Raw genomic sequence first — 11,788 nt, forward strand, 5'->3', positions numbered from 1 at the left:
CCGCCGACGAACCGATCCGCGATACCGTGTCGTGGCCCGGTCACTGACAAGATCGTCCGTCGATGTCGCCATCGGCCACCTTGAGGAACGCCCTTCATCGGCCACCGTGATGCGCGCTACACCCTCGCCGACGCGCTGCACGCCGACACCGCACTCACGCTGGCCGATATCGACGACGTGCACGCCCAACGCCCCACCGAGGTGATCGCCGCCCTCGTCGACGCCCGCGAGTACATCCAGGGCAAACGCGACACAGTCCTGCGCGACGCGGCCATCGCGCTCCTGGAGTCGACCCGCGACGTCTGGTCGAGGACCTCGTCCTGGACCTCGTCGCCGCCTACAACGCCGACGTCGACATCTGCGCCGACGGCGACGCCACCGACATCGCCCACCATCACCGCATCCGCGACCAGCGTCTCACGCTGGACACCTTCTGCTACGCCTGGTGGGCCTAACCCGCCAAGCCATCACCATTCCCTCGTCGGCGACGGCGCCCTACCGAACGGCGACCCCGCCCAGCGCATCGATGTGCATCCCGCCGCGCCTCGGGCCGAGTTCTTCGGCGCCGGATCTACGGGACGACCGCAATCGAGCCGGATCTACCGGTGCGCAATCGAACCGGTCGACTGGATCAACGCAACCGTCTCCGGAAGCGACGGCAGCACCTACTCCAGCGTGATGCAGATCGACACCGGCGCTAAATTCGTCGACGCCGCCGGCGCGGAAGTCATCACCTTCAGCAACAGCGGCGTCGTCTACCTTGAACTGCCCAAGGGGGCCAAGCGACCCCGTTCGCCGCTCAGCGTCCCGCTGACCCGAAGTGCCATCGACAACCCGATCAACGGGGGCATGGTGATGGCGCCGTTCATGTATCGCAGCGAGGGCCTCACCGACAGCTCCTACGAGCACATGGCCAAATGCGTGACCGACGTCGTCCAACTGCGCGCGCCGACGAGCGCGCGTTCACCGGCCACGGCAGTTGCTGGGCGCCGGCGAGGAACGACCGACCTCCTGGGCGGCACTTCCGCGACGGAACCGTCTACCTGCAGACGGTGTCCAGACCACTACCAGTTCGCCACTGACGGGGCGATGGTCCGCGAAGGCGTACGACTGAGCCACGACGTGCTGCGCCACATCCGCGACCGCCGCATGATCGTGTTCGCCGGTGCCGTAAGTTGAGCCAACTGGACCTCTTCGCCACCATCGTCAACTGGTTCATCAAACACGGCCACCCCGCCAGCGACGTCGCGCCGATCGACCCGGGCTGGGATGTCGCGCGGGGATCGCACCTGTCCGACAACGAGTTGATCAACTACCTGCTGGGCGCCATCGAAGTCGACCGCAGGGACGGCTACTTCGTCAGCTTCGTCGTGGCCAGGCCGTTTCACTCCCTGACCTCTCGACCCCGTCAATGCAACAGCGACGATCCGGACTCGTGGACGGAGATGTTCAGGCGTCGGCAACACGAACACCGTGCCGACGAGAGATGTCAAGTCCTACTGGAAGAACGTCGAAGACATCGACGACGACCCCTACATCCGCATGCTGCACTACGCCGACTACGGGCTCTTCGACATCGGGCACTCTCGGGTGACCCGGCCCACTGGCCCCGCGCTACGAATTTCTCGCTCTATTCCTGCGCCCCATGGACGAATCCGAGGCAGCCGACCGAGTGCGCCGAAACGTCCAGATGATCGTCGGTGCCCTAGACCACGTCGGGTTCACCCTTGATCGCGACGACAACTTCCTGTCCAAGAAGTTCCTCAAATCCTACCCTCGGTGGTCTCAACGCCCACGAGAATTGCAAGGCGCTGGCAGGTCGAGCGCGAACTCAAGTCCATGGTGCTCGGCAACCTCAAGCGCCTACGCGGAGCGATCCTCAGCGTCGATCGGGTTGCCTACTTTCCGGATTCAGTCCAGCAATTCATCAAACGCTGAAGCGATGCACAACCACAGGACGCCGCCGACGTACTGCCATCGGCTTCCTGATCCGCCACGGGCATCAAGCACTTCCGTGATCGCAGCAGCCGGTCGGTACCGGCGTGTCATAGACGTGACTGAAGGTCATCGCGTGATTCTTCGAGAGACCGACCGAAGCGACTCGAGGTAGGCGACGATCGAGCGGTCGTAGTTGGCGATCTCGTTGAGCGACAGCAGATTCACGTGGCCGGCCGTTCGGCCAGGCACTCCGGGTCGTCGCCGACGGTGAACACCCATCCCGTGCCGTCGTACATGTAGCCGACCGGGCGGCCGTCGACGAGGATTGGTCGGTCGCCCGCAGCCGTCCCCTGGATCGAGGCCCGGACGAGCCGTCTTCGGCTGGCAAGCGGAACTTCTTGTTCGCCACGAACGGACGGAACCGGCCCCGGCGCGACGCTCCTCCAGCCGTCCCCGTCCCCGTCAGGCCATCATCATCGGCCTTGGTCGCGCTCGAGAGTCACGGAACTGAGGCGGCACGTAGACTCCTCAACGGGGATCTGCCGACTGGTCGGGGTGTCGTAGATGCTGATGCCGCGTTCGTCGCGCACGATCTGCGTCTGACCCGACTGGAAATCGTAGAGACCTACGAGTGCCGGTTCGATGTTCAGCATCGTTGAAGGCGACGGTCCGCGAACTGTTCGGATCATCGAGATACTCGGTCGTGTCGATATTGCTGATCTCTCCAGCCGTTGTTGCGGGACGCTGCGACTCCCGTCGCAGCATCCATCGCACAACACCGCGCCGTCCGACGACGTTCTCCGTGGCGACATACGCCGGACTTGGGGATGAACTCGATATACCGTGTCATGGCCGCCTAGGACGATTGCCGCGCGGACTCGTATGCCCGTACCCGCTCACGCAAGATCGGCAGGTTCGATACGGGATTGAGATGAGATCGTGTAGGTAGGGATGGGTCAGGTCGAGATTGGCTGATCGAAGATCACGTCGTAGAACGGGACGCATTCACTTTCCGGTGTCGGTCCGTGCTGGATCAAAACGCGAGGGGTGGGCCGGATCGCTTGGAAACCAAGTTGATGTCGGCACCGCACTGAATAAGTCGCCGGAGCATCGGCGCTTCAAACTCCGTGTCATGCGTTTGCTGATCGAACAACACGTGCAGGACGTTGACACCATCCGGGGCGATTGACGGATCAGCGCCATCGTCCAGCAGTCGATTCGTGATCGCCACCCGCGCCTCGACGTCCTTGTTCGCGACTGACTGGAACAGCAGTGGCCGACCGATACCGGAACAGCTTCCTGCAGCGTCCCCCGGCGTCTCTGAAGTCCTCGTAGGACCCCCGATGCGCGGCGTAGACCAGGCTCACTTGGCCACCCTATCGTTCGAGGGGCCGGTCATCGTTGCTCATCGATGTGGGACCGGTTCCGATACGGGTCTTGGACAAGGTAATCGTCGGGGTCTCGGAACTCGCGCAGATCTTTGAACGATATTTCTCCGCTCAGGTACGCCTGTCGGAGATCTCGGTACTGATGGCTGTTCCCGTGACCCATGTCCCACAACCCGTCGCGGGGGTAGGTCGCCGGGCTGTCACTTGACGAGTCGATGGCCCTCCTTGACAACCCAGTCGTCGCCGATCGGACCGTTCGGTGAGCTCTACCGATTGCCGGTCCGGGCCGGGCTGCGGAAGGTCGACCCGGCCGCCATCGATCCGCGCTAGCTGATCCGTCGCGGGAGTCGTTCCAGACCCTGTTCCTGCCCAGCCCCGAGTCTCGTCTGCCGTTCGCATACCTCAGACGGTCGCCGTTCTCGTCGTAGCCGAACGACCCGGGTTCGCCGTGCGGTGGGTAGCGGCCCCGTTGGCGGTGAGTCAGGCGGATGGGCCGGAGGTGGTGCATCCGCATGGTGTCCGACTGGTGGTGGCCCCGCACTGTGGTGAACGGGAGGCGGCTCCGCGGTGTGGGGAGGGACCGGCTCGGCGCTGTGCGGGACGGGAGGGGCTTCTGCGGTGCGAGGCGCTGCGGGCGGGTCGGTGTGTGCGGAACCGCCGGTGCCGCCCCGTGTTCGAGCGTGCGTCCGCCTTCCGAGACCAGGCCACGTTCCAGCGCACCCACCTCGGGCAGCATCGACTTGCCCAGCAAGCCCTCCGCGCCCAGAGGTGCCGTGGCGGCCATGGCGGTTGCGTCGAACAACACGTCGCCGGCGTGCTTGCCGGGGTTGTCGATCATTTCCGGTATGTCGTCCACGACCCCGTTGACCGCGCCCCACGGCCCCAGCGGCCCCATCGGGTCACGTAGATGCAGCGGATCCTTCATATGGTTTTCGACGGCCGCTTCCCCGAGCTGTTGCCACGACTCGAGGACGCCGGGGCGGCCCTCGCCGCCGGTGCCGGTGAGGTTCTGCAACGTTTCCGCCGTGGAGTCGAGGCGGTTGTAGAACTGGTCGTGAGCCTCGTTGACGAAATTGTTGAACTTATCCCCGAGCTTCTCTCCGAGGCTGCGGGTGTCGGCGGGCGCGGGACCCGGCGTGGTGTCCGGATTGGCCGGCGTGTGGGCAGCTGAGTCCGCAAGCGCGGTGTTCGTCTTCTGCGCGTCCGCGACCATGGCGTTGACCTGTGCCTCGATCTGGTCGGGCGGTACACCGTGCTGCCGCAACAGGTTCCGAGCCTGGGTCTTGAACTGTTCGACGTCCTGTGGGCGTATCTGAGGCGCGGCGGTGGGCTTCGGTTCTGCCCCTGCGGTCGCAGGATCGTTGGCGCCCAGCAAGTCGCGCAGGTCGCCCCCGACATCACCGGTAGCGGCGGGTTTGCCCTCCGGTTTCTTTGCGGCGTCCTCCACCGACTTGGGCACCGCGAACGGGCCGATCTGACCAGGCGCCTGCGCCGGAACCTCAGGTTTCTTCTCGCCCTGGCTGGTCTTTGCCGTCGGCGTCGTACTTGACCTTGTTGTCGACAAGCCTCACGTGGTCGGATGGGCTTACACCTCCCTCGCCCTCGCCTTCGAACTTAATCCCCGCCAGCTCAACCGCTTTCGCCCGCAGCCGTTCCCGAACATGGGTATCGGCTGAACGAGTCGGTCGGCGTACCAGCGGATGTCCTCGGTGTGCTCGGCCAGAGCCCTGTTCCGGGCGGCGATCGTGGTGATGTCGTAGCGGCGAGTGTCGGTGGCCTTCAACTCTTCACTGACATTGAAGTCGTCCTCTTCGGCGGCCGTGATCGCGGCAACAATCTCGCGGTGTGCGGCGTTGATATCGGTGACACCGCTCTCGGCGAGGTCGGCGGCCTCACGTAGGCGTCGGCCTGGCTGCCCACGACCGAACAATCAGCGCTCGCCCGATCCAGGGCGGCGTCCTTGCCATCGCCTTCCCATGTGGTGCCGCCCGGTGAGGCAATGTTTTGCCGGTGCTGATCGAACGCGTTCTCCGATTGGGTGGCCGCTGCACGCCAGTCCGTCGCGGCCTCGGTCAGGTGAGTGGTGCTCCACGCCTCGATCTGCGAACGCGTCAGCGACACAGCGTCACCGCCCGCCGCAGGGCTCACACGGTCACCGTGATCGCGTCGCGCCCCTCTTCGTCGGTGGTGTCGTAACGAGCACCGCTGACCGACAGGTCGGCGGCCTGACCGGTGATACGTGCGGCCTGACGCTGACGCACCGAGGCCCACACCGCGTTGACCGCATCAACTCCGGCACCGCTGGGCTGCCAGGATGCTGAACCGCAGACCTGCGCGCCGCTCAGTTCAGTCGCGGCGACGGCCTCGCTACTCGTTGCCGCTGCCTGTAGGCCGACCGCGTCGACGTTCAGTTCGTTTGCCATGCCAATCCCCCAACCGGCCACACCTGGTCGTGAGCCTATCTCACGACTTGCACCTGCACCGACACCTGTTCGGCGGGGTGAGCGGGTCCGAAACTCGGTGAACCGATGGTGTCCGAGGTGCGTCTAACCCGTCGTGGATAAGTTCGCGGAGGATCTGACGGGGCCGCAGTTGCCGACCGCCGTGGAGGAGTACCTGGCCGGGGAACGCGAGTGGCACCGGCTACTGCGGGGGACTCGAAGCCGTGACGCTGGCGGAGTCGGCGGCTGAGCTGACGCGGTGGATCAAACCGTAGCACTACCGCTGGAAGGCCCCGTAGCCCTTGATCGCGTAGACGGGCACCCCGTCAGCGGTGCCCACGACGGGGAACACGAAGCGGTCGGTGTAGGAGTTGTGGACCAGGCCCCGTCGCCCTCGACGACCGTGTCGGGTCCCATCATCCAGTTCTCGACATAGTCGCGGGACGCCTCGGCAGTAGCGACGGGGACTTTCCCCACGAAGCCGAGGGCGTGGAGTCGTGCTTGGGGATCCGCCGCGATGTCTGAACGGACGCTGACGGCCGTCCATTCGATGCCCTCGATGCCTCTCACAGTTCCAAGGCTAAGCCACTGTGCCCGACAGGAACCGCGGCGCGGAGAGAGCCGTGCCCCGGGATAATCCGGAGCATGATCCCCGCGCACCTCGTTGAGCAGCTGTCCGCCGCGCTGGCCCGGTGGGACGGCCGCGGCCCCACCGAGGACGACATGCTGCACGCGGGCAAGGAGCTCGCGTCGGCGGCGATGGCGGTGCTCACGTGGGACGCAGGCCAGTAGCCCAGCAAGTTCATCCTGTGCGAGCCGCGGTGACCACATCCACGATCACGGCGGCCACCACGGCGGGATCCTCGTGCTCCCAGAACCGCATCACTGTCCAGCCGGCATCGGTGAGCAGGGCGCTCACCCGGGCGTCGCGGTCGCGGTTGCCCGCTACCTTCGCCTCCCAGTAGTCCGTGTTCACGGCGGGTAGCCGATGGTGCTCGGGGCAGCCGTGCCAGTAGCAGCCGTCGACGAACACCGCCACCTTGGCGCGCGTGAATACGAGGTCGGCGCGGTGCCGGCGGTGGGTGTCGAGCGGCGCACGATCAACGCGGTAGCGAAGGCCCGCGCGGTGCACCAACTTCCGCACCGCGAGCTCGGGTTTGGTGTCCCTGCTGCGGTTCCCGCGCATGCTGGCTCGCACCGCGGGGCTGGATGCCCAGCTCTCAGCCATGGAACCAGTGTGGCGCAAAGGAGAGGCTCGGGGCAGAGCGCTACGCGGCGAGCGCGATCACCCTTGGGCCGGCGCAACCCCTATGGCCTGCGGCGCCCCCGTGCTACCGGCGTCGAGGAACCGCATCAGTAGCTCCTCCAGGTCCGCTGGGCTCGCCACCCCGACCCGGACAGCCCCCAGCTGCCAATCAACATGACCGGGCACAAGATCGGTGGGCCCGACGGCGAGGCCGGACACCGTGCCGAAAGCTGGCACGAGCTGATGCGCGTAGAACGCCGCCTGGTACATCCCTTGGGCGACGTACCCGGGGTCGAGGCTCTCGGCGGGATATTTGCACTCCAGCACCAGGGCCCGGTCTCCGCGACGCGCCAGGAGAACATCCGGCCGGATGTTCCGCGCCTGGAACGCCTGCCCACCCCTGTAGGAGAGTGTTCGCGCGAGGTCGCGGTACTTGTCGGCGACCCCGTACACATCCCAGCAGCGCGCGGCCTCACACCACAGGTCCCACGGCTCCCCACCAGGGAAGTCGATGCGGTAGACGGGCCCGCTCGTCATGTAGCCGATCGGGCGCAGGCTGGTGACCGTGGCGCCCGCACGCTCGCAAGCGATCATCACCGCGCCGAGCACGCCCAGCTGGAAGATCGCCTCCGGGAACCCGTCGGGTCTCAGCAACCTTCGCGCGAGACCCTCCGCCCCGCCGCGCTCCACCGCCGCGAAGAAGGCCGCGACCTCGGCGACCACATTCCATGGCCACCCAGACGCCCGTACCGAGCCGATATCGTCGCGCGAGGGCGGCGTCTGGTCGGCCTCGTCGAGCAGGCCGAGGATCGGCAAAGTTCTTACGAGAGTGCCTTCCACATCCTCGGACAGCTGCTCAATCAGCGTCCCCGTGTGCGGCCCTGTCAAGCTCTGCGAGGCGGCCAGCGCCTGGTCGAGCTTGCCCAGCGTCCACGCGAGCACGCTCAGAGTCAGCTGATCGGTGGTGCGCCTACGGCGGCGGATCGCGAACGCCGAAGGCGGCCAGCCCGCCCGCCGGGTCTTGGCCCAGTCCACACGGGTCTGCGGCACGTCCGACCAGAAGCGGTGGCGGTTGGACAAAGTGGGGAGGTGGTTCTGCCACTCCCTCGCCGACTTCGGCCACCTCCTGAGGATCGGGCTGCACTGCAGGAGAAGGATCCGCATCGCGCGGCGCTCCACGTCCTCGGGTGACCACTCCCGTTCGACGGGGGCCGGGGACGCGGCCGCGACGGCGGAGTACAGGTTGCCGACACCCGACCACTCGGAGAGCACCCGCATCAGCCCGCCCTCGTGAACCGAGAGCGCGGTGTCGTCCATCAGGCGCGCATCGCGTGCAGGCTCTGCTGCACCCATGCCCAGTTGCCGGCTGTCAGAGCGGCGGTGCTGGAGATCGCGACCGAGAGGTCGTCGAGTAGGTCCGGCTCGTACTTGGCCACAAGGTTCCCCACCGACACCAGGTACGCCTCTGCGAGGAGCTCTTCCAACAGATCGGCGGGGTGTGTCAGCTTCTCGTCCCCATTCGCCGGCTCGGATTCGGCGGGCTCGCCGTCACCGTCGCCGGACTGGGATTCATCCTCAGACACTGTGGTCGTCGTGCCATCCCCGCCGGCGTCTGCGTACGTGTGCATCCGCAGGCCGTGCTCAACGTAGGCCGGGATGTCCACGAACAGCCCAGGCCCGAGCTGGGCGTCTTCGATCCCGAGGTGAGCCGCGTACAGGCGGGTGACCCGGTCTGTCAGCCAGTCGAGCAGCGTCTCGTCGTTGACGCGGCCCGCGATGATCGCTCGGAAGTCGTCGGCGCTCGCGGGCGGGACGGGCACGTGCTTGAAGCGCCTACTCAGAGCCTGTCCCATCCGGAACACACGCTGCGCGTCCACCGCGTTGTACGTCCCGAGTACACGCCACTCTGAACCCGCCGCGTACTCCAGGGACGGAGGCGTGGCGACTGGTCGGACCCGACTCTCCGGCTGATCGGTCCACTCCAGGTACACGGGGACCGTCTGATCGCCGCTGCCCCCTGTCGCGTCCGGGCCCCGCCAGACGCCGACCTTGACCCGCTTGCCCGACAGCCAGGTGAGCACCCCGCCGAGCACGCGGTCCATGTCCGCTCGGTTCGTCTCGTCGAGCACCAGCCACTGGTTATTGCGCACCGCCACGAGGAGATCACCCTCCACGCTGCGGATCTCGCCGTCCACGACCGTCTCACCGAGCACCAGCTTCTCGAACGTCCACTCCTCCTCGGGCGTCACCCAGGCGCAGTCGATGCCCTCGCTGGTGAAGCCGAACCGCGCCGGGTCTTTGTCCGCCTTGTCGATGACCTGCTCAAGGATCTCGGTCTTGCCAGTGCCCGGCGGGCCAACCAGTAGCACCGCGCGCGACGAGGCGATCGCGACCTCGATCATCCTCTCGACGCGAGCGGAGAGCTGCAGCTCGACCACGTGTGACACGTGCCGGCGGGCAGCCGCCGCTTCCCGGCGCCGGTAGCGCTCGAATGCCTCATCGTCCCCCATAGCGGCAGCGCGCAGCGCCTCGAAGGAGTCGACGTCTGTAAAGGGGTTGCTCATCGCGACGCTGACCTCCCAAGGTCGGCCGCGATGCTCCTCAACGTCTCCAGATAGTGAGGACCGTCCTGAAGGAACTCAGGAGCGGTCATGCCCTTGATCGCAAAGAAGGTCGCGAGCTCCTTCTTCACCGTGGTGTTTCGGACCATACGGAGCTTCGCCCCGCGCCCGTCGTCGAACGATCCGATATTGAGGTCGCCGATCGTTAAGATCGGATTCGCCATCAGCCCGCGCTCCTCCCAGTCTTCGGCGGTGGCGGACAGCCAGCCGTCGAGCGCAGCTCGCGTCTCCCCGTTCAGCACTTCGAGTGCACGCGATCGGATTCGGGCAGACGCCTCACCCATCAGGTTGTGGTTCTGAGTTCCCTGGTAATGGCTCCCAAGTCCGCACGCGATGATTCCGAGCGACGGAAACCCCATGATCCGGACACGCCAGCCCTTGTTGTTCCTGAGCCGTTGTCCAAGTGACAGCAGGTGAATCTGGATGCTCACGTACTGGATCGGGCCGACAGCGTCGGCGTACTCCTCAACCGATACCTTGCAGTCCTGCAGCCAGTTCTTGAAATCGCTCTGGCTCTCGTTGTTGTACAAGTTGCTGTGCGCGCCTTGCCCGTATGGGTTGATGGTGTGGTCGTACCCCCAGGCGGCAGGCGGGAATCCCTCGCTGATGGCTGGGAGCGCATCTACCCACGCGGCCTCGGCTGCCGTCTCGGAGCGCGCGGTTAGGAACTTGACGACCGGCGTCAGGTCCCAATCAGGGGCGTCGGACTGATCCGTGTCGGTGTCGGCGTCCTCGACCGTGACTTCATCGACTTCGTCAGGCACCCAGCATCCCCCTGAGTGCTCGCCCGATCGCCTCCGCGAACAGGGGCGGCACCGCGTTGCCGACCTGCGAGCAGCGCGCGACGTCGAACTTCCGCCGCGGGCCGTTGATCGTGTACCTGCCCCGGAACTTGAAGTCGTCGGGGAAGGACTGCAGCCGCGCCATCTCCCGAACGGTGACGTTGCGAGGCTCGGCGTAGTGGATGAACTCGTCCGGGTGGGTGGTGATCGTGGACACCGGTGCGTCAGGGTCGATGAGCACCTTCTTGTCCTTCTTCGTGCCCATGGACAGCAGGAACTCTTTCGTCAGACGGCCCTTCGGCTGTGTTGCGTGGGCCGTCGAGTACAGGTCCAGGATTTGCTCCCCGTGCTTCGTGTACCGATGGGAGTCCGGAATCGATCCGGCGCGGATTCCGCGGCGCAGGGCTCGCGCGTACGGCCCCTCAGCCTTGATGTACTTCGAGGAGTCGTATTTGGGCGAGTCCGGGCACTGCACGCGGCCGCCCGGGTTGTGCAGGTCCGCCAGCGCCTCCGCGGCCGTCACGGGCCTATCGGTCGGGAGTCCGTGCGCGAGCAGGTGCTCCTCCTGGACCTTGTCCAGGTAGCGGAAGAAGTCCGAGGGGGAGATCCCCAGGTCGTTCCGCACGCCGATGATGATGGCCCGCCGGCGCACCTGGGGGACACCGAACTCGCTGGCATTGCCTATCCCGAAGTCGGCCTCGTAGCCGAGCTCCTTGAACGCTGCCACAACCTCGGCTGCCACTGACTCCTGGGCATCTTCACGGGGCCGTGATCGGAAAGCGCGGGTGATGCCCTCGACGTTCTCGATCAGAGCCACCTTCGGCCGAACGAGGTCGACGACTTCCAGGAGGCGGTGGACCAGGTGGTTCCGCTCGTCTGTGCCGTTGCGGGCGCCGCCCACCGAGAACCCCTGGCATGGGGGCCCGCCGGCGACGAGCGTGACGGCACCACGCAGCCCGCGCAGTCGCTTTTTGTTCGCCGAGTTGCCCAAGAAGGTGTCGATGTCGTGGGGGGCCTGAGGCACCCAGTCGGGCCACTCCGCGTAGGCGTTGTAGGACGCGTCCGCCCCAACGAGATTCGTGCGCAGCGTGTCGAACGCCATCGGGTCGCGCTCGATCGCGAACAAACCATCCCACCCCGCGTTGTGCAGACCCAGGGACAGACCACCGCAACCGGCGAACAGATCGATGCTGGTCAGGCCTTCGTCGGGCATATGGCCGCGCTCCCTCTACTCGTGGCCCATCTTCATCCTGAGTCGATGGCTCGTCCCTCATTGTGCTTGACGGCAGACTAGATCCTGGTACCGACACCGCCCGATCGCCAGGGGAATGAGCAGGCACGATGGCCTTTCGCCGGCAGCCGCGGCGCGGCT

At 66.2% G+C, this 11,788-nt stretch carries 14 protein-coding genes; 4 read left to right on the forward strand and 10 right to left on the reverse strand.

Going from position 1 to position 11,788, the window contains the following annotated elements:
* Positions 1-183: hypothetical protein (locus ACNQVK_RS00005; protein ID WP_418028048.1), on the reverse strand; the 183-nt coding region annotated here is incomplete at its 3' end.
* Between ACNQVK_RS00005 and ACNQVK_RS00010 the strand changes: the two genes are divergently transcribed.
* Both ACNQVK_RS00010 and ACNQVK_RS00015 read left to right on the forward strand, forming a co-directional pair.
* Positions 178-1,179 (forward strand): hypothetical protein, encoded by a 1,002-nt coding sequence (locus ACNQVK_RS00010; protein ID WP_418028049.1) that lies wholly within the window; start codon positions 178-180, stop codon positions 1,177-1,179. The two genes, ACNQVK_RS00005 and ACNQVK_RS00010, sit on opposite strands and share 6 nt — an antisense overlap.
* 600 nt (positions 1,180-1,779) lie before the next feature.
* Positions 1,780-1,938 (forward strand): hypothetical protein, encoded by a 159-nt coding sequence (locus ACNQVK_RS00015; RefSeq protein WP_418028050.1) that lies wholly within the window; start codon positions 1,780-1,782, stop codon positions 1,936-1,938.
* 1,033 nt (positions 1,939-2,971) lie between these two features.
* On the opposite strand, the gene ACNQVK_RS00020 is transcribed toward ACNQVK_RS00015, so the two are convergent.
* The 4 genes from ACNQVK_RS00020 to ACNQVK_RS00035 form a co-directional block, all read right to left on the reverse strand.
* Positions 2,972-3,169, reverse strand: a complete 198-nt coding sequence (locus ACNQVK_RS00020) for a hypothetical protein (protein ID WP_418028051.1) — start codon at positions 3,167-3,169, stop codon at positions 2,972-2,974.
* A gap of 164 nt (positions 3,170-3,333) precedes the next feature.
* Positions 3,334-4,890, reverse strand: a complete 1,557-nt coding sequence (locus ACNQVK_RS00025) for a GH-E family nuclease (RefSeq protein WP_418028052.1) — start codon at positions 4,888-4,890, stop codon at positions 3,334-3,336.
* Between the two features lie 21 nt (positions 4,891-4,911).
* A complete protein-coding gene (locus ACNQVK_RS00030; protein WP_418028053.1) occupies positions 4,912-5,256 on the reverse strand; it encodes a hypothetical protein in 345 nt (114 codons plus the stop codon).
* Between the two features lie 214 nt (positions 5,257-5,470).
* Positions 5,471-5,749, reverse strand: a complete 279-nt coding sequence (locus ACNQVK_RS00035) for a hypothetical protein (RefSeq protein WP_418028054.1) — start codon at positions 5,747-5,749, stop codon at positions 5,471-5,473.
* 133 nt (positions 5,750-5,882) lie between these two features.
* Here ACNQVK_RS00035 and ACNQVK_RS00040 point away from each other — a divergent pair, with 133 nt between their 5' ends.
* Both ACNQVK_RS00040 and ACNQVK_RS00045 read left to right on the forward strand, forming a co-directional pair.
* A complete protein-coding gene (locus tag ACNQVK_RS00040) occupies positions 5,883-6,017 on the forward strand; it encodes a hypothetical protein (protein ID WP_418028055.1) in 135 nt (44 codons plus the stop codon).
* A gap of 395 nt (positions 6,018-6,412) precedes the next feature.
* Positions 6,413-6,559 carry a hypothetical protein gene (locus ACNQVK_RS00045; protein WP_418028056.1) on the forward strand — a complete coding sequence of 49 codons (147 nt, stop codon included), beginning with the start codon at positions 6,413-6,415 and terminating at the stop codon, positions 6,557-6,559.
* A gap of 10 nt (positions 6,560-6,569) precedes the next feature.
* Here ACNQVK_RS00045 and ACNQVK_RS00050 read toward each other — a convergent pair whose 3' ends face one another.
* From ACNQVK_RS00050 to ACNQVK_RS00070, 5 genes are read right to left on the reverse strand one after another with little or no spacing between them, the layout of a single operon-like run.
* On the reverse strand, positions 6,570-6,995 hold the full coding sequence (locus tag ACNQVK_RS00050; protein WP_418028057.1) for a very short patch repair endonuclease: 426 nt from the start codon (positions 6,993-6,995) through the stop codon (positions 6,570-6,572).
* A 57-nt stretch (positions 6,996-7,052) separates the two neighbouring features.
* Positions 7,053-8,330 (reverse strand): hypothetical protein, encoded by a 1,278-nt coding sequence (locus ACNQVK_RS00055; RefSeq protein WP_418028058.1) that lies wholly within the window; start codon positions 8,328-8,330, stop codon positions 7,053-7,055.
* Positions 8,330-9,577, reverse strand: a complete 1,248-nt coding sequence (locus tag ACNQVK_RS00060) for an AAA family ATPase (RefSeq protein ID WP_377151823.1) — start codon at positions 9,575-9,577, stop codon at positions 8,330-8,332. The genes ACNQVK_RS00055 and ACNQVK_RS00060 overlap by 1 nt, the downstream gene beginning before the upstream one ends.
* Positions 9,574-10,398: a hypothetical protein gene (locus ACNQVK_RS00065; RefSeq protein ID WP_418028059.1), complete on the reverse strand. Its 825-nt coding sequence runs from the start codon at positions 10,396-10,398 to the stop codon at positions 9,574-9,576. The genes ACNQVK_RS00060 and ACNQVK_RS00065 overlap by 4 nt, the downstream gene beginning before the upstream one ends.
* On the reverse strand, positions 10,391-11,629 hold the full coding sequence (locus ACNQVK_RS00070; RefSeq protein ID WP_418028060.1) for a DNA cytosine methyltransferase: 1,239 nt from the start codon (positions 11,627-11,629) through the stop codon (positions 10,391-10,393). The genes ACNQVK_RS00065 and ACNQVK_RS00070 overlap by 8 nt, the downstream gene beginning before the upstream one ends.
* Between the last annotated feature and the right edge of the window lie 159 nt (positions 11,630-11,788).

The sequence above is a fragment of the Mycobacterium sp. 134 genome (assembly GCF_048282715.1).
Taxonomy (GTDB): domain Bacteria; phylum Actinomycetota; class Actinomycetes; order Mycobacteriales; family Mycobacteriaceae; genus Mycobacterium; species Mycobacterium septicum.

Excerpts from the sequence above, each read along its gene's own strand:
- ACNQVK_RS00050 (WP_418028057.1), bottom strand. The coding sequence starts at position 6,995 with ATGGCTGAGAGCTGGGCATCCAGCCCCGCGGTGCGAGCCAGCATGCGC.
- ACNQVK_RS00035 (WP_418028054.1), bottom strand. The coding sequence starts at position 5,749 with ATGGCAAACGAACTGAACGTCGACGCGGTCGGCCTACAGGCAGCGGCA.
- ACNQVK_RS00070 (WP_418028060.1), bottom strand. The coding sequence starts at position 11,629 with ATGCCCGACGAAGGCCTGACCAGCATCGATCTGTTCGCCGGTTGCGGT.
- ACNQVK_RS00055 (WP_418028058.1), bottom strand. The coding sequence starts at position 8,330 with ATGGACGACACCGCGCTCTCGGTTCACGAGGGCGGGCTGATGCGGGTG.
- ACNQVK_RS00060 (WP_377151823.1), bottom strand. The coding sequence starts at position 9,577 with ATGAGCAACCCCTTTACAGACGTCGACTCCTTCGAGGCGCTGCGCGCT.
- ACNQVK_RS00045 (WP_418028056.1), top strand. The coding sequence starts at position 6,413 with ATGATCCCCGCGCACCTCGTTGAGCAGCTGTCCGCCGCGCTGGCCCGG.